We start from the raw sequence: 23,525 nt of genomic DNA on the forward strand, positions 1-23,525 counted from the left end.
CGGCACCATGAATGGCAGCGTAAGTGGCAGCGTGAGCCGTGCGCCGGCATCCTCGCGCCTAGGGCCGGTTGCGTTCCTTTTCATTGGGGTCGCGCGCTTGTGGCAGCTGACCTTCTCCGCCATCCTGCCGCCATCCTGCCGCTTCTCGCCAAGCTGCTCGGCCTACGCGATTGAAGCCATCCGAACCCACGGGGCAGCTCGCGGCGGCTGGCTGGCGCTCAGGCGCATCAGCCGCTGCCACCCGTGGGGCGGCATGGGCCATGACCCGGTGCCACCGCCCCGAGAACGCTCCACACCATGACAGGCGAAACCCGCAATCTGGTGCTCGCGGTGGTGCTTTCGGCCATCGTGCTGTTTGGCTGGCAGTTCCTTGCCGAGCGCTATTTCCTGCCGGCACCGCCCCCCCCGCCCGCCGAAAGCACAGCCCCCGGCGGGGCACCAACTCCCGCTGCCGGACCGCTCTTGCCAGAAGCTGCAGTGCCGGCAACGCCTTCCCCAGTCCGCGTTCCGAAAACCGTGGCCGAAGCGGTCGCCGCCTCGCCTCGCATTCCGATCCGCACCCCGCGACTTTCCGGCTCGGTCAATCTTGTTGGGGCGCGGATCGACGACCTCGTCCTTCTCGACCACCGCGTCAGTCTCAAGCCCAATGCGCCACCAGTCCGGCTGTTCGCACCTTCGCCCGGGCCGCAGGCCTATTTCGCCGGTTTCGGCTGGGCGGGGCCCGGCGCACCCCCGCCAGATGCCCGCTGGCGTGCCGATGGCGAGCTGCTGGCCCCCGGCAAGCCGCTCACCCTCTCCTGGACCAACCCGGAGGGTGCGACCTTCGAGATCCGGCTCGAGGTCGACCAGAATTTCCTTTTCACAGCCACCCAGCGGGTGGTGAACGGCAGCGCCGGCGCCGTTGCTGTCCGCCCATTCGGCTACGTCAACCGCACCGGAACTGGCCCCGAGCGCGACGCCTTCAACCTCCATGTGGGGCCGATCGCAGTCATCGAGGGCACGCTCAAGGAAGGCGACGTCGGCTACGACCGGCTGCGCGAACGCGGACCGCAGATCTTCCAGACCAAGGGCGGCTGGCTCGGCATCACCGACAAATACTGGCTGGCCGCGCTCATTCCCGACCAGTCCACGCCCATTGAGATGCGCTTCGCCCACGCCGCTGACGGTGACCGGTTCCAGACCGACTTCGTGGCACCTGCAAAACTGGTGGCCCCCGGTGCAACCGCCGAAACCCGCGCCCATCTCTTCGCTGGCGCCAAGGAAGTCCGGCTCATGAACGCTGTGCGCAAGGCACTTTCTGCGCCCCTGTTCGACCGCGCGCTGGCCTGGGGCTGGTTCTGGTTCCTGGCCCAGCCGATCTTCTGGCTGCTCGCCTTCTTCCATGGACTGCTCGGCAACTGGGGCCTTGCCATCATCGGGCTCACTCTGGTTGTGCGCCTGCTCCTGTTCCCCATTGCCAACAAGCAATACGCCTCAATGGCAAAGCTCAAGGTCTTCGCACCGAAGATGAAGGAAATTCAGGAGCGCTACAAGGATGACAGGGTCCGCCAGCAGCAAGAAATGATGGAGCTTTACAAGAAGGAAAAGATTAACCCCCTTGCAGGATGTCTGCCCATTCTTCTCCAGATTCCCATCTTCTATGCGCTCTACAAAACGCTCCTTATCGCAATCGAAATCCGGCATCAGCCACTCGGGCTGTGGATCAAGGATCTCTCCGCACCCGATCCGCTGACGCCCTTGAACCTTTTCGGCCTGCTTCCATTCCAGCCGCCGGCGGTCATCGCAGTTGGCATGCTCCCGATCCTCCTTGGTGTTACCATGTGGCTCCAGTTCCGGCTCAATCCAGCACCGATGGACGAAGTGCAGAAGATCGTCTTCGCCTGGATGCCGTGGATCTTCATGTTCGTGATGGCGCCGTTCGCAGCCGGCCTCCAGCTCTACTGGATCGTAAACAACATCGTCTCGATCGGCCAGCAATGGTGGCTCAATCGCAAATATGCCTCGCCAGCGCCGGCACCTGCCGGGGGGAAATGACTGCTGCGCCGCCGCGAGAGGCAGCCGAGGCAGCAGCGCGCAAGCTCTTTGCCGGCCCCATTGCCTTCGAGCTCGGGGCGCCGCGGCTTGATATTCTGCCCGCAGATGATCTGCCCGAGCTCGCTTTTGCCGGCCGCTCGAATGTTGGGAAATCCTCGCTTCTCAATGCACTGACTGGCCGAACCGGGCTTGCGCGCACATCAAATACGCCTGGGCGCACGCAAGAGCTCAACTTGTTCCTCGTCGGCGACCCGCCGGCATTCCGGCTCGTCGACATGCCTGGCTATGGCTATGCCGCAGCGCCAAAGGAGGTTGTGAAGCGCTGGACTCGCCTCGTCGGCGATTATCTTTCCGGGCGGCCGAACTTGCGGCGCGTGCTGCTCTTGGTGGACAGCCGGCATGGGCTGAAACCCACCGACCGCGAAGTCATGGCGCTTCTTGACCGTGCCGCTGTGAGCTACCAGCTGGTCTTGACCAAGACCGACAAGGTAAAGGACGCAGCTACTGTTGCCACCCGGGTTGCTGCTGAGGCCCGCGCGCACCCGGCAGCGCACCCGGACGTGCTCGCAACAAGCGCTGCAAAGGGCCATGGCGTTGCGGGTTTGCGCCTGGCGGTGCATGCGGCAATCGCAACCTAAAGCTGTCGAAAATCGGGCGCGCATTGGGCCGTGAATACTGCTAAGCAAGCGCCCAAGGAGACAGGCCCATGATCGCTCTTGACAGTCTGCGCATCGGCGGGCGCGAGCTCCTGCCTTTGGTCGAGGGCGGCAAGGGCATTTCCGCAACCAACCACCGCTCGTCGGGTGCCTGGGCGGCAACAGGAGGCATTGGCACGATCTCTGCCGTCAATGCCGACAGCTATGATGCCGACGGCCTCCCCGTTCCCCAAGTCTATCGCGAAAAGACTCGGGTCGGTCGCCATGAGGAGCTTATCGCCTATGCGATCGAAGGTGCAGTCGAGCAGGTGAAACGCGCCTTTGATATCGCGGCTGATGAACTTCGCGCTGGGCGCGGCGCACTCAACATCAATGTGCTTTGGGAGATGGGCGGAGCGCAGCGCGTGCTCCATGCCGTGCTCGAGCGCACTCGCGGGCTGGTGCATGGTGTCACTTGCGGCGCTGGCATGCCCTATCGGCTGGCCGAGATCGCAGCCGCCTATGGAGTCAATTATTATCCGATCATTTCCTCAGCACGTGCCTTCCGCGCACTTTGGAAGCGGGCCTATTCCAAGCTGGCCGAGTGGCTTGGTGCGGTCGTCTATGAAGATCCCTGGCTTGCCGGCGGCCACAATGGTTTGTCCAACGCCGAGGACCCCCTGCAGCCTGAGCCGCCCTATCCGCGGGTGCGCGAGCTGCGCGCCGTGATGCGGGAGAGCGGCATATCTGATGACGTGCCGATCGTGATGGCAGGGGGTGTGTGGTATCTGCGCGAGTGGAAGGACTGGATTGGAAACCCGGAGCTCGGCACCATCGCCTTCCAGTTCGGCACCCGTCCTCTGCTTACCAAGGAAAGCCCAATTCCCGACGCCTGGAAGGCGAAGCTGACCAGCATCGAGGAGGGGGATGTCCTGCTCCATCGCTTCTCGCCCACGGGCTTTTATTCCTCGGCAGTGCGGAATCCCTTCCTACGCGAGCTCGAAGCCCGTTCCGAGCGGCAGATCGCCTTCTCAACCGAAGCCGCTGGCGATCATCAGTATGTGCTCGATGTCGGGGTGGCGCGCGGGCGAACCTATTATGTCACGCGGGATGACCTGCTGCGCGCTCGCAGCTGGGCCGGCCAGGGCTTTACGGAAGCGCTGAAGACTCCAGACAATACGCTTGTCTTCGTCACCCGCGAGAAGCGGGCGGAAATCCGCCGCGACCAGACTGACTGCATGGGCTGCCTGTCCCACTGTCAATTCTCGGCCTGGAAGGACCATGACGACCATTCAACCGGCCGCCTTGCGGATCCCCGCAGCTTCTGCATCCAGAAGACCCTGCAAGACATCGCCCATGGCGGCGACCCGGACCGGAACCTCATGTTTGCTGGCCACGCTGCGCATAATTTCCGCACCGACCCCTTCTATTCCAATGGGTTCATCCCGACAGTGCGCGAGCTCGTGGACCGCATCCTCACCGGAGACTGAGCCTCAGCTGGCGCGGTTTTCGCTCGGAGCGTCAACTCCAAGCGCTTGGAACACTGCTGCCAGGAAGCGGGCATGGTCCCAAGCGGAACGGTCGGGCTGGAAGCCCATGCGCACGATGACGGTGCGAGTCTCGGGCACGATGGTCACATACTGGCCGCCATAGCCGGCGAGCTCGATGGTGCGGCCCGGTTCTCCCGGCACGCCGCCGCGAAACCAGGTCTGCGTGCTATATTCGCCCTTCGAGAGGGCGCTCGGCGTCCGCATCCGCCGGACCCAGGCTTCCGGCACCACTTGCCGCCCCTTCGCCCGGCCCATGTCCGCCAACATGAGGCCAAAACGGGCCCAGTCGTTGGCGGAGGCGAGCACGAAGGTGGAGCCGAGGAAATCGCCTTGCGCGTCCTGCTCGAACAGCGCCGAGCGCATGCCAACAGGCGCGAACAGCGCCTCCTCCGGAAAGCGGTTCCAGGCGTCACGGTCACGCCTCGCGCGAAGCCTGGCAACCCGCATCAGGATGTTCGTGTCGCCCGAGGAATAGGCAAAGCGCGTGCCTGGCGGGTCGCGCAGGGGCTTGGCTGCCGCAAAGCGCGAAGCCGAAGGCTCAGCATAAAGCATTCGCCCCGGATCCGCCGGGCCAGCATAGGTCTCGTCGAACGCAAGGCCTGACTCCATGTCAAGAAGATGGGCAAGGCGAATGGCACGGCGGCCGTCGGTCCATTCCGGAAGGAGCCCTTCATCGTCGAGCCTGAGCTTCCCCTCTGCGACCAGAATGCCAATGAGCACGGCGGCAACCGTCTTCGACATGGAGGCGGAATAATGCGGCGTGGTTGGGCCCCAGCCGTCGGCATGGGCCGCGGCAACGAGCTGGCCCTGGTGGACGATGACGACCGAGCGCGTGACCGGGTCCTTCGCCCGATTGCCGAAGCTTCCAGGCACAAAGGCGGCGGCAACTGCAGTCTCGAGCGCCTGGCGGTCGGCGATGAGGCCGTCGGCATTGCCTGATGCCGCATCGCCGGCCGGGAAGGGGCGCGGATCGGGTGCGACCCGGACCGGCGTGCCCGGCCCCTGCCCTTCCCGTCCGACAGCGCAGCCGAGGCCGGGCGTGTGGCCAGCGCTTGCAAGGGTCAGGCCGAAGCGGCCGGCGCGCACTTCGCCTTTCTCCCGGTCGATGCTGGCGCGGAACAGCGCCAGACGCGGATCAACGTCGGGCCCAAGATCATGGGGCCAGACATCCTCGGGCGCGCGGCCCTGGACAAAGACAGCCGTGCAGATCGTGCGGGCAACATAGCCAGCGCCGACATCCGCCACCTCGCCAAGCTCCCGGACCTCGCCGCAGCCGGCAAGCGCGGCAGCAGCGAGGGCCGCCAAGGCTTGCGCACGCGCCTGTCTCTGCAACCATGGCCCCATGATTCGCTTCCTTCTCCTCGCCCTTGCCGCGCCGCTCGCCGCGCAGGAAGCCCCACCGGTGATGCCCGCCGGTGAAGCGCCCGTGCCAAGGACCGAGACGGTGGCGCTCGAGACCGCGCAGGGCACGATCCGGATCGCAGTCGAAGTGGAGCGTGCACCCGTGACCGCGGCCAATTTCCTGCGCTATGTGCGCGAGAAGCGCCTTGATGGCGCGAGCTTCTACCGGGCGCTCCGGCTGACCCCCGATGGGACCTATGGCCTGATCCAGGGCGGCCTGAAAAACGACCCCAAGCGCGTGCTGCCGCCGATCGCGCACGAGTCGACCGCAAAGACCGGCCTTTCCCATGTTGATGGCGCCATCTCGATGGCACGCGCCGCACCAGGCTCAGCGCAGGGGGACTTCTTCATCATCATCGGGGGCCTCCCCGCGCTCGACGCACAGGCCTCGGGCGAGGGCGACATTGCCGGCTATGCCGTCTTCGGCCGCGTGATCGAGGGGATGGAGGTGGCAAAAGCGATTCTTGCAGCACCGGTCGATCCCGATGCCGGCGAGGGGGCCATGAAGGGCCAGATGATCGCCGCCCCGGTCCGGATCATCCGCGCCACCCGCCTTCCCTGAGGCGGCTCGGCACCAGGTGGACGCGGGATCGGGGCGGACCTCTTGCGCTCTGGTTACGCGTGCGAGCTGCAGCCCCTTGACACGCTTCGCGTTCCGTCGTGAGGTGGGCTTGGGAGAGGGGTATGGAACCGGAGATCTGGCCGGCCGAGCCGCAAGAGGAGGGAATTGCAGGCGAGATGATGGCTGGCGCGGCGGGACTTGGCGTGGTCGCAATTGCCATGCTGTTCCTGCTCGATCTCGCGCTTGGCTGGCACCTCGCCAGCTAAGCCTCGAAGCGGGAGGTTGACGCCGGGCGCCCGGCGATGGCTAGCAGCACGCAAGAAAGGCGTGCCATGGCAGATAAGGAAGCGGACAACCCGAGCTTAGAGACATGGGCGGCCCTTGCCGCACGCGAAGTGAAGGGGCGCGATCTCACCTGGCACACGCCCGAGGGAATCGCCGTGAAGCCGCTTTATACCGAAGCCGATCTTCCCCGCCTGCCGCCCGGCCTTCCCGGTTTTGCGCCCTATACCCGGGGAATCCGCGCCACCATGTATGCGGGCCGGCCCTGGACGATCCGCCAATATGCCGGCTTCTCAACCGCCGAGGAATCGAACGCCTTCTACCGCCGCAACCTCGCAGCCGGGCAGATGGGCCTCTCGGTCGCCTTCGATCTTGCGACCCACCGCGGCTATGACAGTGACCACCCACGCGTCGTTGGCGATGTCGGGAAGGCGGGGGTTGCCATCGACACGGTTGAGGACATGAAGATCCTGTTCGACGGCATTCCATTGGACCGCATGTCCGTCTCAATGACGATGAACGGTGCTGTGCTGCCCACCATGGCCTTCTACATCGTCGCTGCCGAAGAACAGGGGGTGCCGGCAGCGAAGCTCGAAGGGACCATCCAGAACGACATTCTCAAGGAATTCATGGTCCGCAACACCTACATCTATCCGCCCGAGCCTTCGATGCGGATCGTCGCTGACATCATTGCCCACACGGCCAAGGAGATGCCGAAGTTCAATTCCATCTCCATCTCCGGTTACCACATGCACGAGGCGGGTGCGACGGCAGTGCAGGAGCTTGCCTTCACGCTCGCCGACGGCATGGAATATGTGCGCGCCGCGATGAAGCAGGGGTTGCCGGTTGATGCCTTCGCCGGCCGCCTCTCCTTCTTCTTCGCAATTGGCATGAATTTCTTCATGGAAGTGGCGAAGCTCCGCGCCGCGCGCCTGCTCTGGTCGGGCATTATGCAGGGATTCGGCGCCACGGATCCCAAGAGCTGGATGCTGCGCACCCACTGCCAGACGAGCGGTGTCTCGCTCCAGGAGAAAGACCCGTACAACAATGTGGTGCGCACCACTGTCGAGGCGCTGGCGGCGGCACTTGGCGGCACCCAGTCGCTCCATACCAACGCGCTCGACGAAGCGATCGCGCTTCCTACCGACTTCTCCGCCCGGATTGCCCGCAACACCCAGCTCATCCTCCAGGAAGAGACGGGGATCACCAAGGTCGTCGATCCGCTGGGCGGCTCCTACTATATCGAGGCGCTCACAGAGGAGCTCGCCGACAAGGCGTTCGCCCTCATCCAGGAAGTCGAAGCGATGGGCGGGATGACGGCCGCCGTCGCCAGCGGCTGGCCCAAGGCCGAGATCGAGAAGGCCGCAGCTGCCAAGCAGGCCGGAATCGATTCCGGCGAGACGGTGATCGTCGGCGTCAACCGCTTCCAGCCAGCCAATGACGATGTGCCTGAGCTTCTCGAGGTGGACAACCGCGCCGTCAGGGACTCCCAGATCGCGCGCCTCGCCGAAGTACGAGCCCGGCGGGACCCGGCGCGAGTGAAGGCCACGCTGGCCGCACTCGCAGACGGGGCGCGCGGCCAGGCAAACCTGCTTGCGCTTGCCATCGAGGCCGCCCGCGCTCGCGCAACACTTGGCGAGATTTCCGATGCGCTTGAGAGTGTGTTCGGCCGCCATGTTGCCGAAGTGAAAACGGTGACGGGCATCTACGGGCCCCGCCTTGCCCGCCACCCGCTGACCGCCATGGTGAAGGAAGGGATCGACTCGGTCGCAGCAAGGCTCGGCCGCAAGCCGCGCGTGCTGATCGTCAAGATGGGGCAAGATGGCCATGACCGTGGCGCCAAGGTGGTGGCCTCGGCCTATGCCGATCTCGGCTTCGAAGTGATGGTGGGCCCGCTGTTCCAGACGCCAGCGGAAGCCGCCGCACTTGCACTCGACTTCGGCGCTGACGTGGTGGGCGCCTCGAGCCTCGCTGCCGGCCACAAGACGCTCGTGCCCGAGCTCATCCGGGCACTCAAAGACTCCGGCCGGCCCGACATCCGCGTGGTTGCCGGCGGAGTCATCCCGCCAGACGACTATGCCATGCTGAAGGACGCAGGCGTGCAAGCCATCTTCGGCCCCGGCACCAATGTCGTCGAGGCGGCCGCCGAGCTGCTGCGCCTCCTTGGCCACAACATGCCCCCCCTCGAGGCCGAAGCGGCGGAATGAGGAGGCGGGCGAGGCGGCGGCGAAGCGCGTCCTCGAGGAGCGCGAAGAGACAGTTGCTGTGAACCCGGTGCTGGCGGTCGGCTAGGGCAGCTCCGTCAGACCGAGCTCCGCTTCGGCGAGCGCCCGGAGCTCCGGGGCCAATGGCGGCGGTGAAAGATCGAGCCCTTCCGACAGGCGCTCGGCGATATGGGCAAGTCCAGCAATCCGGGCATGCGCCTTGCTGTTGGCGCCGACGAGATGCCAGGGGGCGAATGCCGTATCCGTCGCCTCAAGCATGTCTTCGATGGCGACTTCATAGGCTGCCCGCTTGCGGCGGTTGCGGAAATCCTCCGTGCCCATCTTCCAGCGCTTCCAAGGGTCCATCAGCCGCTCGCGGAAACGCGCGTCCTGTTCCTTCTGGCTGATGTGGAGGAAGAGCTTGATGATAACCACACCCGCCTCGGCAAGCATGCGCTCGGTCTCGACAATCTCGCCATAGGCGCGGCGCCACGCGTCTTCCGCAGCGAAACCCTCGACTCTCTCGACCAAGACTCGGCCATACCAGGTACGGTCGAAGATGGTCCATTCGCCCGTCGCCGGCAGCCAGCGCCAGAAGCGCTGGAGCCAGTGCTCCGCCTTCTCCTGCGGGCTCGGCGCAGCGATTGGCACCACTTCGAAAAAGCGCGGGTCAAGCTCGGCAGTCAGCCGCTTGATGAGGCCGCCCTTGCCGGCTGCGTCCCAGCCCTCGATCAGGATGAGACCAGAGCGACCGCCCCGGCGGCAGGCGGTCTGGAGCGCGTAGAGCCGAAGCTGAAGGGCCTTCAGCCTCGCCTCATAATCGTCCGGAGCCTTGGGATGGGCGAGCCTGGCCAGCCGGCTCACGCCGCGCGCGCCTTCCTTGGCGCCTCCGCACGGGCCTTGGCGAGCTTCTTCAGGAGCATGTCGCGCTTCAAGCGCGAGAGATGGTCAATGAAGAGGATGCCATTCAAATGGTCCATCTCGTGCTGCAGGCAGGTCGCAAGCAGACCGTCGAGCACCTCGTCATGCTCGACCCAATGCTCATCCAGCCAGCGCGCACGGATGATGGCCGGCCGCTCGACTTCCGCATATTGGTCAGGAACCGAGAGGCAGCCCTCATTGTAGACCGAGCGCGCGTCTGACGGGTCGAGAAGCTCGGGGTTGATGAAAACGCGCGGGTTTGGCGTGCCCTTCCCTTCCGCGTCCGGCGGCCCATCGGCAAGGTCCATGACGAGAAGGCGGAGCGGCACATCCACTTGCGCTGCCGCAAGGCCGATGCCCGGTGCGGCATACATGGTCTCAAACATGTCAGCGATAAGCGCGCGGATCTCGTCTGTCATGGCTGCAACGGGTGCCGAGATGCGCCGGAGCCGGGGATCGGGAACTTCAAGAATGGGGCGAATGGCCATCCTTGCAATCTAGGCAAGGCCTGGCCACGTGAAAAGCCCAAGGCTCAAAGCGGGCGGCGGAGGCGGAGCGCCTGGGCGAGCGTGCCTTCGTCCAGATGGTCGAGCTCACCGCCGACCGGCACTCCATGCGCAAGCTGGCTCACCTTGACGGGTAGGCCAGCGAGGCGCGCGGCGACATGATGGGCGGTGGTCTGGCCCTCGAGGGTCGCGTTCATGGCGAGCACCACTTCGGTCACCCCGTCGAGCCGGGTGAGAAGGCGGGGGATCGAAAGATCCTCAGGCCCCACACCATCAAGCGCCGACAACAGCCCGCCGAGCACATGGAAGCGGCCCGGAAACAGCCGCGCCCGGTCCAGCGCCCAGACATCGGCCACATCGGCAACCACGCACAGCAACGTCGGGTCACGCCGGGGATCGGTGCAGATCCGGCAGGGCGAGACGACATCGAGATTGCCGCATTCAGGGCATTCGCCAAGCGCTGCCGCAACCCGAGCGAGCGCGTCCACGAGCGGGGTGAGCAACCGCTCGCGATGTTTCAGGAGATGAAGGAGGGCGCGGCGGGCCGAGCGGGGGCCAAGGCCCGGAAGCCGCGCCAGCATTGCCTGGGCGATCTCAAGTTCGTCAGCTCCGGTTGCGTGCGGCGTGGCCATTGCTAGGGCCCTGCCATGCGCCTCGCCTTCATGGGAACCCCCGAATTCGCCGTGCCGGCACTCGATGCCCTGGTGGAAGCCGGGCACGAGATTGCAGCTGTCTATACCCAACCGCCGCGGCCGGCCGATCGCGGTCGGCTCACCCCCTCCCCAGTGCAGCGCCGCGCCGAGAAGCTGGGGCTCAGCCTCCACACGCCAGCGCGCCTGCGCGGAGCAGAAGAAGAGTTTCAAGCCCTTGCGCTCGATGCCGCAGTGGTGGCGGCCTATGGGCTCATCCTGCCGCACACCATCCTCGCCGTACCACGGCTGGGCTGCTTCAACATCCATGCCTCGCTGCTGCCGCGCTGGCGCGGAGCAGCCCCGATCCAGCGCGCAATTCTTGCTGGCGATACCGAGACGGGTGTGACCATCATGCGCATGGAGCCCGGCCTCGACACCGGCCCCATGCTTCTGAAGCAATCGACGGCCATCGATAGCAAGACTGCAGGCGCACTTGCCGCCGAACTTGCAGCAATCGGCGCGCGGTTGATAGTCCAGGCGCTGGCAGCGCCCGAGGCCCTGGTGGCAACGCCGCAAGACGATGCGCTTGCCACATGGGCTCCCAAGATCGCCAAGGCGGAAGCCCGGATCGACTGGCGGCTGCCGGCCGTTGCCATCGAGCGGCTGGTCCGGGCAATGCAGCCTGCGCCGGGCGCCTGGTTTCTGGCTGGCGACCGGCGGATCAAGCTGCTCGCCGCTGAACTGGCCGGCGAGGGGACAGGAGCACCAGGTCTGCTTGCAGGCGATGGCGTGGTGCAATGCGGCACCGGTGCGCTCCGGCTTCTTGCCGTCCAGCCGGCCGGCCGCCCCGCCATGGCAGGCGATGCCTGGCTGCGCGGAGCCCGCCTGGGTGCTGGAGCGCGGCTGGCATGACCCGCTTTCGCCTGACGCTTGAGTGGGACGGCCGTGGCTTCATGGGCTGGCAGCGCCAGGCCCACGGCCCGTCGGTGCAGGAAGCGCTGGAGGTCGCCCTTCATGCCGTAACTGGGGAAAGGCAGAGGTTTCACGCCGCCGGGCGCACCGATGCCGGAGTCCACGCCCTTGCGATGCCAGCCCATGTCGATGTGGCGCGGCCGATTTCGGCGTTCCGGCTGATGGAGGCGCTGAACGCACGGCTGCGCGCAGCCACAGCGCCGATCGCCGTCCTCGACTGCGTCGAGGCGCCAGCAGATTTCCACGCCCGCTTCTCCTGCACTGGGCGGGCCTATTGCTACCGGCTGGTCATGCGCAGGGCGCCACTCACGCTCGAGGCTGGCCGGGCCTGGCGCGTACCACGGCGGCTTGAGCTTGAAGCGATGCGCGCTGCAGCCCGCCACCTCCTTGGCCGGCACGATTTCACGACCTTCCGCTCGGTCCACTGCCAGGCGGCCTCGCCCGTCAAGACTTTGGACCGGTTGGACCTGCTTGAAGTCGACCCTGAGCGAATCACAATCGTGGCCGAAGCGCGCTCCTTCCTTCACCACCAGGTCCGCTCGATGGTGGGCGCACTGGTGCTGGTCGGACTCGGCCGATGGCCGGTGGCACGCGTGGGCGAAGCCCTGGCCGCGCGCGATCGCACCGCACTGGCGCTCAACGCCCCGCCCGATGGGCTATATTTTGCCGCAGCGCACTACAGCAATGTGTCGGGAAAGTTTACAGTTGATAACCGGCCAAAAGTCGGAAGCCTTTGATTCTTGGGACCAGCCGAAATTGGCACGTTTTTTGCTGGTGAGTGGGGACTGGTGGCGGTAAGCGGAGCGCAGGGAACGGCATGATGCGCGATGAGAAAGGCCCTGGCAGCCGCAGCGCCCTTCTGGTGTGGCTGATCGGGCTTGCCCTTGGGATCGCAGCAGGCGCGCTCACTGCCAAGATCCTGCTGCCGCCGCGCGATACGCTCACTCCTCCTGTCGATGGTTCGGTCAGGGATCGGTTCCTGAACCCTTGAGCGGGTCGGCAAGGATTTCTGCCGGCGGCGGATGGCCGAGAAACGCTTCCGGACTCGCGGTGCGGCCATAGGCACCGGCCATGAACAGGGCGAGGAGGTCGCCGACAGCCGTCTCGGGGAGGGTCACCGCGTCGGCCAGCCGATCGAGCGGCGTGCACAGGCAGCCGACGACATTGGCCGTCTCGAAGGGGCCATGGCTGCGCAAGGCATTGACCAGCGGATAGTTGCGACGGATCACGGTGCCGAAATTGCCGCTGGCAGCAAGCTGGTGGTGGAGACCGCCGTCAGTCACGAGGAACAGCTTCCCCGCTGAGTGCTTCCGGTCGATGACCCTGGTCAGATAGACTCCCGCCTCGGCCACAAGGTAGCGACCCAGTTCAAGCGCGAAGGCGCTCTTGCCAAGGATGGCGGGGCGAGCTGCGAGCCTTTGCGAAAGCGCGGTGCCGACGGCTTCCAGATCGAGCGGACGGTCAGCCGGGAAATAGGGCACGCCAAGGCCGCCGCCGAGGTTGACAAGCCGAACTGGAGCCGGGGCGGCTGCAGCAAGCCCCGCCACAAGATCAAGCGTTGCGGCCTGGGCTTCGGCGATCGCTTCTGCATCGAGATTCTGCGAGCCGGCAAAAACATGGAACCCCATGAAATCGAAGACGGGGTCAGCAAGATATTCGAGCACCGCTGGGGCATCGGCGGCATCGACTCCAAACGGGCGGGCGCCGCCCCCCATGCGCATGCCAGCGCCGCGCAGTTCAAAGGGCGGATTGATCCGCAGCAGAACCGTCGCCTGGCGCCCGAGACGCGCGGCGATCGCATGAGCGCGGGCAGCCTCGCCGGCCGACTCGAGGGAGAGAACTGCGCCGCAGCCGATGGCCGCGACAAGCTCGCGGTCACGCTTGCCAGGACCAGCGAAGCTGATGGCGTGCGCTGCCATTCCAGCTGCGGTCGCGCGCGCAAGCTCGCCTGCAGAGGCCACATCGAAGCCGTCGACAAGCGGCGCAAGGGCGCGCAGCAGCTCGGGCATGGGATTGGCCTTGACAGCATAGTGGATGCGCAAAGCGGGGGGCATGGCAGCCCGGACTGCTGCGATCCGGGCGCGCACAAGGCCCATGTCGTAGACGAATAGGGGCGTGTCTCCAGCATCCTCGGCCCAGGCTTCGGCTGGGCGGCCGGCGATGAGCAACCGGCCGTCCTGGTCGCGCGCAAAGCCGCTAGGCATGCGCGAATCAGGATCACTCATCCGCCATAATCCTGGCGCAGCCTCACACGGTCGATCTTGCCATTGGGCGAAAGCGGCAGGCTGGCAAGAAAGCAGATGTCAGACGGCATGAAGTGGCTCGGGGCCTCGCGCCGGAACTGGGTTGCAAGCCGGGCCCTTGCGTCCGCTTCCGAAAGGCCCGCAGCCAGGACAGCAACCAGGCGGATCCGCATGCCAGCAGCTGGATCTGGAACGCCGAGTGCAACGGCGGCGGAAACGGCACCGCTTGCAATCGCCACCTCCTCGATTTCGGTCGGCGACACGCGCATGCCCATGGTCTTGATGGTCTCATCCTTGCGGCCGATGAAGCGCAGCAGCCCGTCAGCCTCGCGCACCACTGTATCGCCAGACCAGACGGCAGTGCCCCCGAAGTGCGAAGCCGGCGGCGCAGGGCGAAAGCGCTGCGCCGTGCGCTCACAGTCGCGCCAATAGCCTTTGGTGACCAAGGGCCCGCAATGGACCAGCTCGCCCGGTTCGCCATCTTTTGTCAGGCTGCCGTCGGGCCGCACGACCAGCACTTCCGCACCGGGGATGGCGCGACCGATACTCCATGGATGCGTATCGACCAGCTCGGGTGGAAGGGTCGTCGAGCGGAACGCTTCCGTCAGCCCATACATGAGATGGAGCCGGGCGTCAGGGAAGCGCCGCCGCAGCGCGCGCACCGTCGGCTCTGGCATCCGCCCGCCGCTCGCGGAAAGGGTGGAGAGGCGAGTCTTGGGCCAATCAAGTTCGGCGAGCTGCATCCAAAGCGGTGGAACGGCGGCAAGCTGGGTCGCCCCGTGGCGCACTGCAGCTGCCACCACGTCGCGCGGGGTAAGGTAATCGAGCAGGATGACTGCAGCCCCAGCGTGGAACGCCGTCGTCAGCTGCGAGAAGCCGAAATCGAACGAGAAGGGAAGGACGGCGAGCACGCGATCCTGCGCCGCCGTGCCCAGGTAGGAGGCAACACTAGCTGCACCGACAAGAAGATTGCGGTGGGTCACCATCACACCCTTGGGCCGGCCAGTTGACCCGGAGGTGTAGAAGAGCATGGCAAGGCAATCGCCGCCCGGCGGGTCGGGGAGCGCCGCTGCTGCTGCCGCAAGCCCTGGCCAGTCGTCCTCGAGAGTGAGGACTGGGCAGGGCGGCGCTGCAAGCAGGGCAGCGCGCGGCGCATGGGTCAGGAGCAAGCGTGCCTCCGCATCGGCAAGAATGTGGGCGACCTGCGGGCCCTTCAGCAGCGGATTGACCGGGACTGCCACGCCGCCGGCCCGACTGATGGCGAACAGGGCAACGACGGCCTCCGGAAGTTTCGGCAGGAAGACGGCCACCCGGTCGCCGGGCGCAATCTGGGCAGCAAGCCCGGCCGCAACCCGGTCCACCAGAGATTGGAGCTCACCATGCGTGATCGCGCCCTGGCGGAACAGGAGCGCAGGCGCGGCCGGGTCGGCCTGGCCGAGCAGCTGGTCCAGCCGGGCGGGTTCTCTTGCCGTCACGAGTCGAACGGGTTCCGGGCGCTGCGCAAGCTAAGCCTGATGGGCACGCCATCGAGGTCGAGATCACTGCGAAGCGTGTTGACGAGATAGCGCTCGTAGCTCTTGGGCAGGGCATCGAGCCGCGTGCCGAAGAGAATGAAGGTCGGCGGTCGAGTGCGGGCCTGGGTGATAAAGCGCAGGCGGATCCGCTTGCCTTGAGGTGCAGGCGGCGGGTTGCGGGCGATTGCAGTCTCGAACCAGCGGTTGAGCTGGCCCGTTGGAATCCTGCGGCTCCAGCGCTCGCGCGCTGCAAAGGCAGCGCGCACCAGCGCATCAAGCCCCTTGCCAGTCCGCCCAGAAACCGCAAGCAGGGGCACGCCCTTCACTTGGGCAAGCCCCTCTGCAAGTGCCGCCTTCACGCCATTGAACAGGCGGCTCTGGTCTTCGGCCACATCCCATTTGTTGAGCGCGACGACGAGCGCCCGGCCTTCCGCAAGCACGCGGTCGGCGATACGGAGATCCTGCGCCTCGAGCCCGCGTGTCGCATCGAGCAGCAGGACCACCACTTCGGCGAAATCGACGGCGCGGTCGGCGTCTTGCAAGGCGAGCCGTTCCAGCCTGTCATCGACCTTGGCGCGCCGGCGCTGGCCGGCCGTGTCGATGAGGTGCAGCGCCCGCCCCTCAAACGACCAGGGGATCCGGATCGAATCCCGAGTAATCCCAGCCTCCGGGCCCGTCAGCAGCCGCTCCTCCCCGAGCAGCCGGTTGATGAGGGTGGACTTGCCGGCATTGGGCCGGCCGACGATGGCAAGCTGGAGAGGTGCCTCCCCTGTGCCGGATGCTCTTTCCGTTCCGAAATCGGGTGCCGGCAGATGCGGGGCAAGGGCTGCAAACAGGTCGGCGAGGCCCTCGCCATGCGCGGCCGACAAGGCAACGGGTTCCCCAAGGCCAAGAGAAAAGGCGTCAGCAAGGCCGGCCTCGGCCACGCGACCCTCGGCCTTGTTGGCAACGAGGATGACAGGAACCCGCGCCTCGGTGCGAAGCCAGCGGGCGAAATGGCGGTCGCCTTCGGTCACTCCGGCGCGTGCGTCGACCACGAATATGGCGACACTGGCTTGGGCGAGCGCAGCAGCAGACTGGGCGCGCATGCGCCCTTCGAGACTTTCGACTTCGGCTTCCTCCAGACCGGCGGTGTCGATAACCGTGAAAGCAAGGTCAAACAGCTTCGCTTCGCCCTCGCGTCTGTCGCGAGTGACGCCGGGCCGGTCGTCGACGAGGGCAAGACGCTTGCCGACCAGACGGTTGAAAAGCGTGGACTTGCCGACATTTGGCCGGCCGAGGAGCACGACCTTCGGCGGGGGGCGGCCGGCCGCAGTTCCCCCCTCTTGCGCAGCGTCCATGGCCTAGCGGAAGGCGCGGACGATGCCGTCGTCGGTCAGGATGTAGAGGACCATGTTGGCAACGACGGGCGGCAGGAAGGCCGGCGCGCCGAGCTTGCGCTCGCCAAGCTTCCTGCCGTCGCCCGGGTCGAGCTCTACAAGGCGACCGTGTGACGAGACCAGGATGAGCCGGTCTCCGGCGAGCACTGGGCCAGCCCATTCGATGGCGCCGCTGCGTTTCTTCGGCCTGGCATAGCGGTCGAGCTGGGTGACCCAGCGGATCTTGCCGTCGCCGCGCGTGAGCGCGACGACCTGCGCGTCGGTTGTAACAACAAACAGGAATGCGCCTGCAACAGCAGGCGTTGAGACACCTGCAAAGCTCCGCTCCCAGACCCGCTGGCCGGTCGCAAGCTCGATGGCGACCATGCGCCCGCCATGGCCGATGGCAAAGACTCGACCGCGATCGATGACCGGTGAGGCAACGATTGCTGAGAGGGCGCCGAGCGCCGTGGTGCGGCCGGTGCGGGCCAGCTGGTCTTGCCAGACGGTGCGGCCATTTTCGACTCGAAGCGCGAACAGCTCACCAGAGGCGAAGCCCGCAACCACTGTACCAAGCTCAACAGCAGGCGCTCCCGGGCCGAGGATGGCCGCCGGCTCGAGCGTGGCCGTCACTTGCCAGAGCTGCTCGCCCGTGGCGGCCGAAAGCGCCGTCAGCCGGTTGTCCTGGGTCATCACGAGCACCCGTCCGTCCGCAACGGTCGGTGCACCGCGCAAAGGCACTCCGATCCGGACCCGCCAGAGCTCGGACCCAGTCGCTGCATCGAGCGCAACGGCATCCCCCGTTCCGGTCGCAGCAAAAACCCGGTCACCGTCGAGGCTCACTCCACCGCCAAAAGCTGGCCTGCTCGCTTGGCGGCGTGCCGGGACCAGACGCGCCTCCCACAGCCGGGCGCCAGTGTCGGCGGCAAAGGCCCTGACCAGGCCATCCGTGTCGATCGTCACCATCCGGTTGGCAAGGATGACAGGAGTGGCGTTCAGACGTCGCGTGGGATCAGAGCCGCGACCGATCGAGACCCTAAACAGCGGCTCAGTGCCTGGGCCAAGTGCCAAGCGGCCCATGTTCTTGGCCGCCGAGCCACCGGCCTGGGTCCAGGCCGGGTTGACCACTGCTGGTGGCAGCACGACCTCAAGATCGCGAAGCTCGGCTTCGGCTTCGACCGCGCGCTCAAAGTCGAGAACGGAAATGCGCTCACCCAGGGTCTGGCTGGCGGGCGGTGCTCTCCGGAACAGGCCGCTGCGCTCGCCGCGGTTGCAGCCGGCAAGCGCAAGCGAGGCAAGCAGGAAGACGATGGGCCAGCCGGCCCGGCGACACATCATCAGTCAGAAGCCCCAGACGGCTTGGCAGCCTCGGCAGGGGGCAGGCTTGCAACTTGTGGCAGACGACTCTCCGTCTGGGCGCTTGTGTCCTGCCCCAGCATGGCTGCCATTTGCTCGGCGCGGTCGCGCTGGGTTTCCGGCGCCTCAGCTGTTCGCGCAAGCCGCAGGAAAAGGGCTGCTGCATCCGCCTCGCGGCCAGCGCGCAAATGGGCGATGGCGGCAAGCTCGGCAACTGCCGGGAACCAGGGGCTGTCGCCTTCGAGGAAGGGGCGGGCCCGGGCGATGATGGCCTCAGGGGCAAGCGAATCGGCTTGCAACCGGAGCGCCTGGATCGCAGCAAGATCCCGAAATGGCGCTGCCACATCAGGGTCTGCTGCCACGGCATCGAGGAGACGCTGGGCGGCCTTTCTATCACCCCGGTTGGTCAGAAGCGCTGCCTCGATGAGGGAAGCCATGGCACGTTGGCCCGCAGTTCCGGCCGCGCGCACTTCAGCAAGCGGCGCATCCGCCTGGGCGCTCTCCCCGGCCTCGATCGCCCGCACTGCGAGGAAGAGCTTCTCGCTGTGTGCCTCGCGGGTCTTCTCCGTCTGCTCGCGCCAGAACAGGAAGCCGGCAAACGCAAGCAGGCCGGCACCCACGGCAAGCAGAATCCAGCGGCCCCATTCCTTGAGGAACGTCTGGACAGCATCGCGGCGATATTCCTCGTCAACCTCGCGCAGGAAGGCTTCGTCTGCACGGGCCGCGGGCGGCAGTGGCGGTTGGGCCAAAACTCTCTTCCCTGAAGCGGTCGCGGAAATCTCCTAGCCCGCGGTGCCAGCAAAGCGCAATCCGGCTTGCCGGGCATCGCCGAGCGTTGGGCGATCAAGGCTTCGGCTGATAGACTTCCGCATCGGCAGGGAAGCTGCGGTCGCGCACCGCTGCTGCATAGCGGCGAGCGGCATCCGCGATCCGGCCGGAAAAGTCGTCGAACCGGCGCACGAAGCGAGGCACGCGCTCGAACATGCCGAGCATGTCGTCGATAACGAGCACCTGCCCGTCGCAGACAGCAGACGCGCCAATGCCAATGACCGGGCAGGAAACGGCCTGCGTGATGGTGCGCGCCAGCGGCTCAACCACGCCTTCGACGACGAGTGCAAACGCACCGGCTGCCGCGATCGCGCGTGCATCGCCGAGGATCTTTGCTGCTTCCGCTTCGCTTCGTCCGCGGGCGCCATAGCCGCCAAGCGCGTTCACCGCCTGCGGCGTGAGACCGACATGACCGACAACCGGGATGCCGCGCTGGACCAAAAACGCAACCGTTGGGCTGAGCACTTCACCGCCTTCCATCTTGACGGCAGCAGCGCCGGTTTCGCGCAAAACTCGTGCTGCAGTTGCAAACGCCTGCTCTGGTGACGCCTCGTAAGTGCCGAAAGGAAGATCGACGACAACGACCGCGCGATAGCTGCCGCGCACCACCGCAGCGCCATGCGCAATCATCATTTCAATCGTAACCTTGACCGTCGAATCAAGGCCGTAGATGACCTGGCCGAGGCTGTCGCCGACGAGCAGCATGTCGCAATGCGGGTCGAGCAGCTGGGCCATGCGCGCGCTGTAGGCCGTCAGCATGACGATCGGCTCGGCCGTGACTCCATTGGCCTTGCGGGCGGCGATCGCTGGCACCGTCAGCCGCCGCACCGGCTCTGGCAAGGGGTGCGCGCGCGAAGTTGCCGTGTCGAGGGTGTAGGTGGTGGACATGGAAGCCCCTTGCAGCCGCTGGAGGCGAAGGGTCAATCGGGGCGCGCCTCGCCCTCCTGCCGCCGGCGCGCGCGATCAGCTTCCTTCGCCCGGTCCTCCTCGGCTTCCTGTGGAGTCGTCGTCACTGCATCCCAGCCCGTCTCGACCACGGTGCCAACCGCCTTTCCCGTCATCTTGACGGCGCCTGTTGCAGCCTTGCCGACCAGGCAGCCGGCAAGAAGGGGGGCGACGGCGGCAAGGAGCAGAACGCGGATCATGCGGCAAGCGGGCTCCCGTCTTCCTTGCGGAAATCCGCCGGCGGCGGGCAAGCAAGAAGAGGCAGCACAGCCTCCGAGGGCCGGCACAATCTCACCCCCCTGGGCGAGCAGACGATGGGGCGGTTCACGAGGATCGGGTGCGCGACCATCGCCGCTAGAAGCCCCTCGTCATCAGCATTGTCAAGACCTTCCGCTTCGGGAACATTGGCTCTGAGCGCTGCGCGCGGCGTCAGTCCAGCAGCAGCAAACAAGCCGAGCAGCTGCGGCCGCGTCCAGCCCTCACGGAGATAGTCGATGATGACCGGCTCCGTGCCCGATGCACGGATGATGGCGAGCACATTGCGCGAGGTGCCGCAGTTCGGATTGTGGTGGACGACGATCATGCCTGCCTCACATGCCGGCTCTTCCGAGGTGCCATCTGCTCTGCGGCATTGAACGTCAAGTCCAACATCCGCTTGCAACCGCCACGCGGGGCCGTGCCAGGGCCAGCGCATGGCAGCCACCAGGTTCGGCTTGCGCCACCCGCCACCATCACCCGGCGAAAGGCTCCGTCCGGTTTCGGTCACTCCCACTCGATCGTCCCCGGGGGCTTCGATGTGACGTCATAGACGACACGGTTGATGCCACGAACCTCGTTCACGATCCGGGTTGCAACCGCCGACAGAAAGGCGGGTTCGAAATGATACCAGTCTGCAGTCATGCCATCGACCGAAGTGACAGCGCGCAGCGCCACCACACGATCATAAGTGCGCCCGTCCCCCATTACCCCGACGCTTCTGACCGGAAGCAGCACGGCAAAGGCCTGCCAGATCGCGTCATAGAGACCAGCGTTACGGATCTCCTCGATGAAGATGGCATCCGCCTCGCGCAGGAGATCACAGTCAGCGCGAGTGACTTCGCCTGGAATGCGGATGGCAAGGCCAGGCCCCGGGAAGGGGTGGCGGCTGACAAAGGCCTCCGGCAGCCCGAGCGCGCGGCCGAGCGCACGCACCTCGTCCTTGAACAGTTCGCGCAATGGCTCGACCAGCTTCAGCTGCATGCGCTCAGGCAAGCCGCCGACATTGTGGTGGGACTTGATGGTGACCGACGGCCCGCCCGTGAAAGAGACGCTTTCGATGACATCGGGGTAGAGGGTTCCCTGGGCGAGGAAGTCCGCGCCACCGAGCTTCGCAGCCTCCGCCTCAAAGATGGCAATGAAAGTAGCGCCAATCGCCTTCCTCTTGGCTTCAGGATCGCTCATGCCAGCCAGTGCCGAAAGGAACTGGTCTTGCGCGTCAACGGCAATGAGGGGAATATTGTAATGGTCGCGGAACAGGCCGATCACTTCGGCGGCCTCGCCTTTGCGCATCAGGCCATGGTCGACGAAGACGCAGCTGAGCTGGCTGCCGATCGCCTCGTGAATGAGGACGGCAGCGACTGCAGAATCGACTCCACCCGAAAGCCCGCACAGGACGCGGCCAGACCCGACCATAGCGCGGATTTCCGCCAGCTTCGTCGCGCGGAACCCATCCATGGTCCAGTTGCCGGCAGCGCCACAGATGGCATGGACGAAGCGGGCGATGAGCTTGGCGCCATCAGGTGTGTGGACCACTTCCGGGTGGAACTGGGTAGCCCAGATCCGCCGCGTCTCGTCTGCAATAAGAGCAAAGGGGGCGCCTTCGGACGCGGCGACCACATGGAAGCCCTCCGGCAGGCGGACGACCCGGTCACCATGGCTCATCCACACTTGGTGGCGGCTGCCGGGCTTCCACACCCCTTCGATCAGGGGCGAGGAAGCCAGAACTTCCACATGGGCGCGGCCGAACTCCCGCACATGGCCTTGCTCCACCCGGCCGCCGAGGGCCGCAACAAGCGCCTGCTGGCCATAGCAGATGCCAAGCACAGGCAGGCCGGCGGCAAGGATGGCAGGGGGAAGCGTGGGCGCCTTGGCCTCAGTCACGCTTGCCGGGCCTCCGGAGAGGATGACGCCCCGGGGCCCCAGCTTGGCAAGACCCTCGGCAGCCTTCTGGTAGGGTACGACTTCGCAATAGACTTGCGCTTCGCGAACGCGTCGGGCGATGAGCTGGGTGAGCTGGCTGCCGAAATCGACGATGAGGATTGAGTCCATCGTGTGGCGCTTACCCGTCCGGCTGGGGCAGCGGAAGGGTGAGCGGGGCAAGTGCTGTGCGCCAGGCCTCGGGCAGGGATATGGGCCGGCGGGACTGCCGCTCGACATAGACATGGACGAAATGGCCTTCTGCAGCTGCTTGCGGCTTGCCAGCGGCAAAAATTCCGACATGCCAGGTGACCGACGAGCGACCGACCCTTGCAACTGTGAGGCCGGCTTCGACCGGCTCGGGAAAGGCGAGGCTTGCCGCATAGCGGCAGCCGGTTTCGACAACGAGGCCGACGATCGGGCCGTGCTGGATGTCGAGCAGCCCGGCCTCGACCAGCCAGGCGTTCACTGCCGTGTCGAACCAGCTGTAATAGACGACATTGTTCACATGGCCGTAGGCGTCATTGTCCATCCAGCGTGTCGGGATCGTGCGCCAGGCCCGGTAGTGGCGCCGGGGTCTCAGCGGGGCGCGGGCGCTCACAGGGCGGAGTCGTAGAGGCGCTGCGCCTCGGCCTCGCCGATGGGCACCGGGTTGTTGATGAGGAGCCGCTGCTGCTTCTGGCTTTCGGCCGCAAGCAGAGGCACGTCGGCCGCGGTCACGCCCACCTCCCGCAAGCTGAGCGCAAGGCCTGTCCCTCGGCACAGCTCGCCAAGCGCGTCGATTAAGGCCCGCGCCCGTTGCATCGTGCCGGCTGCGCCATGGCCGGGCGCCACGCAATCGAGGAGCTCGGCGTAGAGCGGGGCAGCGGCGACCAGGTTGTGGCCGAGGACCGGGGCCAGCATGAGTGCATTGGCGTGGCCATGCGGCACATGGAAATGGCCGCCTAGCGGGTAGGCCAAAGCATGGACTCCGCCGACCGGCGCGTTCGCGAAGGCAACGCCGGCCAGATGACTGCCAAGGAGCATGGCAGCCCGGGCCTTGCCATCATGGGGTGTGTCGCAGGCACGGAGCAGGTTGGTAGCAAGCAGGCGAAGCGCCTCCTTCGCCAGCGCGTCGGAGATGGGGTTCTTGCGCCGGGCGGACGTGAAGGCCTCGACCGCATGCACCATGGCATCGATCCCGGTCGCCGCGGTCACGTGGCGCGGCAGGCCCAGTGTGAGCTCTGCATCAAGCAAGGCCACATCGGCCAAGAGATGGGGCGAGACCACGCCGCGCTTCTCGGTCGCCCCCACCGTCATGATGGCGATTCCCGTCGCTTCCGAGCCCGTGCCGGCGGTGGTGGGCACGAGCACGAGCGGGAGCCTCGGCCCCCGCGCCTGGTCGACCCCCCAGGCCCCCTCGAGCGG

At 66.2% G+C, this 23,525-nt stretch carries 25 protein-coding genes; 10 read left to right on the forward strand and 15 right to left on the reverse strand.

The annotated features are described in order from the left end of the window. The first annotated feature begins 7 nt into the window (after window positions 1–7). From yidD to ACWIQA_RS03470, 4 genes are all read left to right on the forward strand, one after another. Entirely contained in the window at window positions 8–301 is a 294-nt protein-coding gene (gene yidD, locus ACWIQA_RS03455) for a membrane protein insertion efficiency factor YidD (RefSeq protein ID WP_448581694.1), read from the forward strand. Then, a complete protein-coding gene (yidC, locus tag ACWIQA_RS03460; protein ID WP_448581668.1) occupies window positions 298–2,034 on the forward strand; it encodes a membrane protein insertase YidC in 1,737 nt (578 codons plus the stop codon). Before yidD ends, yidC begins: the two co-directional genes overlap by 4 nt. Then, on the forward strand, window positions 2,031–2,672 hold the full coding sequence (gene yihA / locus ACWIQA_RS03465) for a ribosome biogenesis GTP-binding protein YihA/YsxC (RefSeq protein WP_448581669.1): 642 nt from the start codon (window positions 2,031–2,033) through the stop codon (window positions 2,670–2,672). The genes yidC and yihA overlap by 4 nt, the downstream gene beginning before the upstream one ends. Window positions 2,673–2,740: 68 nt before the next feature. Then, complete coding sequence (locus ACWIQA_RS03470; protein ID WP_448581670.1) at window positions 2,741–4,159, forward strand: NAD(P)H-dependent flavin oxidoreductase; 1,419 nt, start codon at window positions 2,741–2,743, stop codon at window positions 4,157–4,159. A gap of 3 nt (window positions 4,160–4,162) precedes the next feature. Here the strand turns inward: ACWIQA_RS03470 and ACWIQA_RS03475 are convergent, their stop codons facing one another. Beyond that, window positions 4,163–5,563 carry a serine hydrolase domain-containing protein gene (locus tag ACWIQA_RS03475; protein WP_448581671.1) on the reverse strand — a complete coding sequence of 467 codons (1,401 nt, stop codon included), beginning with the start codon at window positions 5,561–5,563 and terminating at the stop codon, window positions 4,163–4,165. Here ACWIQA_RS03475 and ACWIQA_RS03480 point away from each other — a divergent pair. From ACWIQA_RS03480 to scpA, 3 genes are all read left to right on the forward strand, one after another. Beyond that, entirely contained in the window at window positions 5,562–6,182 is a 621-nt protein-coding gene (locus ACWIQA_RS03480) for a peptidylprolyl isomerase (protein WP_448581672.1), read from the forward strand. The two genes, ACWIQA_RS03475 and ACWIQA_RS03480, sit on opposite strands and share 2 nt — an antisense overlap. 122 nt (window positions 6,183–6,304) lie before the next feature. Continuing rightward, window positions 6,305–6,448, forward strand: a complete 144-nt coding sequence (locus tag ACWIQA_RS03485) for a hypothetical protein (protein ID WP_448581673.1) — start codon at window positions 6,305–6,307, stop codon at window positions 6,446–6,448. A 66-nt stretch (window positions 6,449–6,514) separates the two neighbouring features. Next, entirely contained in the window at window positions 6,515–8,671 is a 2,157-nt protein-coding gene (scpA, locus tag ACWIQA_RS03490; RefSeq protein WP_448581674.1) for a methylmalonyl-CoA mutase, read from the forward strand. Between the two features lie 81 nt (window positions 8,672–8,752). Here scpA and ACWIQA_RS03495 read toward each other — a convergent pair whose 3' ends face one another. From ACWIQA_RS03495 to recR, 3 genes are read right to left on the reverse strand one after another with little or no spacing between them, the layout of a single operon-like run. Then, complete coding sequence (locus ACWIQA_RS03495; RefSeq protein ID WP_448581675.1) at window positions 8,753–9,532, reverse strand: polyphosphate kinase 2 family protein; 780 nt, start codon at window positions 9,530–9,532, stop codon at window positions 8,753–8,755. Further along, the gene (gene def, locus ACWIQA_RS03500; protein WP_448581676.1) at window positions 9,529–10,077 is read right to left on the reverse strand and encodes a peptide deformylase; all 549 of its coding nucleotides are present in this window, start codon (window positions 10,075–10,077) and stop codon (window positions 9,529–9,531) included. Before def ends, ACWIQA_RS03495 begins: the two co-directional genes overlap by 4 nt. 44 nt (window positions 10,078–10,121) lie before the next feature. Continuing rightward, window positions 10,122–10,727 carry a recombination mediator RecR gene (gene recR / locus ACWIQA_RS03505; protein ID WP_448581677.1) on the reverse strand — a complete coding sequence of 202 codons (606 nt, stop codon included), beginning with the start codon at window positions 10,725–10,727 and terminating at the stop codon, window positions 10,122–10,124. 15 nt (window positions 10,728–10,742) lie between these two features. Between recR and fmt the strand changes: the two genes are divergently transcribed. The 3 genes from fmt (at window position 10,743) to ACWIQA_RS03520 (ending at window position 12,690) form a co-directional block, all read left to right on the forward strand. Continuing rightward, entirely contained in the window at window positions 10,743–11,639 is an 897-nt protein-coding gene (gene fmt / locus ACWIQA_RS03510; RefSeq protein WP_448581678.1) for a methionyl-tRNA formyltransferase, read from the forward strand. After that, window positions 11,636–12,436 (forward strand): tRNA pseudouridine(38-40) synthase TruA, encoded by an 801-nt coding sequence (gene truA, locus ACWIQA_RS03515; RefSeq protein ID WP_448581679.1) that lies wholly within the window; start codon window positions 11,636–11,638, stop codon window positions 12,434–12,436. The genes fmt and truA overlap by 4 nt, the downstream gene beginning before the upstream one ends. 83 nt (window positions 12,437–12,519) lie before the next feature. Continuing rightward, window positions 12,520–12,690: a hypothetical protein gene (locus ACWIQA_RS03520; RefSeq protein ID WP_448581680.1), complete on the forward strand. Its 171-nt coding sequence runs from the start codon at window positions 12,520–12,522 to the stop codon at window positions 12,688–12,690. On the opposite strand, the gene ACWIQA_RS03525 is transcribed toward ACWIQA_RS03520, so the two are convergent. The 11 genes from ACWIQA_RS03525 to ACWIQA_RS03575 all read right to left on the reverse strand — a co-directional run. Next, the gene (locus ACWIQA_RS03525) at window positions 12,665–13,924 is read right to left on the reverse strand and encodes a pyridoxal-dependent decarboxylase, exosortase A system-associated (protein ID WP_448581681.1); all 1,260 of its coding nucleotides are present in this window, start codon (window positions 13,922–13,924) and stop codon (window positions 12,665–12,667) included. The genes ACWIQA_RS03520 and ACWIQA_RS03525 overlap by 26 nt on opposite strands. Next, the gene (locus ACWIQA_RS03530; protein ID WP_448581682.1) at window positions 13,921–15,417 is read right to left on the reverse strand and encodes an AMP-binding protein; all 1,497 of its coding nucleotides are present in this window, start codon (window positions 15,415–15,417) and stop codon (window positions 13,921–13,923) included. Before ACWIQA_RS03530 ends, ACWIQA_RS03525 begins: the two co-directional genes overlap by 4 nt. After that, the gene (gene der / locus ACWIQA_RS03535) at window positions 15,414–16,796 is read right to left on the reverse strand and encodes a ribosome biogenesis GTPase Der (protein ID WP_448581683.1); all 1,383 of its coding nucleotides are present in this window, start codon (window positions 16,794–16,796) and stop codon (window positions 15,414–15,416) included. The genes ACWIQA_RS03530 and der overlap by 4 nt, the downstream gene beginning before the upstream one ends. Window positions 16,797–16,799: 3 nt before the next feature. Beyond that, a complete protein-coding gene (locus ACWIQA_RS03540) occupies window positions 16,800–18,152 on the reverse strand; it encodes an outer membrane protein assembly factor BamB family protein (RefSeq protein WP_448581684.1) in 1,353 nt (450 codons plus the stop codon). Beyond that, window positions 18,152–18,919 (reverse strand): tetratricopeptide repeat protein, encoded by a 768-nt coding sequence (locus tag ACWIQA_RS03545; protein ID WP_448581685.1) that lies wholly within the window; start codon window positions 18,917–18,919, stop codon window positions 18,152–18,154. The genes ACWIQA_RS03540 and ACWIQA_RS03545 overlap by 1 nt, the downstream gene beginning before the upstream one ends. Before the next feature lie 94 nt (window positions 18,920–19,013). Beyond that, window positions 19,014–19,886: a 3-methyl-2-oxobutanoate hydroxymethyltransferase gene (gene panB / locus ACWIQA_RS03550; protein WP_448581686.1), complete on the reverse strand. Its 873-nt coding sequence runs from the start codon at window positions 19,884–19,886 to the stop codon at window positions 19,014–19,016. A 32-nt stretch (window positions 19,887–19,918) separates the two neighbouring features. Next, a complete protein-coding gene (locus ACWIQA_RS03555) occupies window positions 19,919–20,143 on the reverse strand; it encodes a hypothetical protein (RefSeq protein ID WP_448581687.1) in 225 nt (74 codons plus the stop codon). Continuing rightward, window positions 20,140–20,526, reverse strand: coding sequence for an arsenate reductase family protein (locus ACWIQA_RS03560; RefSeq protein ID WP_448581688.1), 387 nt, complete (start codon window positions 20,524–20,526; stop codon window positions 20,140–20,142). Before ACWIQA_RS03560 ends, ACWIQA_RS03555 begins: the two co-directional genes overlap by 4 nt. 179 nt (window positions 20,527–20,705) lie before the next feature. Next, a complete protein-coding gene (gene guaA, locus ACWIQA_RS03565) occupies window positions 20,706–22,250 on the reverse strand; it encodes a glutamine-hydrolyzing GMP synthase (RefSeq protein WP_448581689.1) in 1,545 nt (514 codons plus the stop codon). A 10-nt stretch (window positions 22,251–22,260) separates the two neighbouring features. Continuing rightward, window positions 22,261–22,719 (reverse strand): acyl-CoA thioesterase, encoded by a 459-nt coding sequence (locus ACWIQA_RS03570; protein WP_448581690.1) that lies wholly within the window; start codon window positions 22,717–22,719, stop codon window positions 22,261–22,263. Then, window positions 22,716–23,525 (reverse strand): iron-containing alcohol dehydrogenase (locus ACWIQA_RS03575; RefSeq protein WP_448581691.1); only part of this gene is annotated, 810 nt, incomplete at its 5' end. The genes ACWIQA_RS03570 and ACWIQA_RS03575, both read right to left, overlap by 4 nt.

The organism is Thermaurantiacus sp., assembly GCF_053487655.1.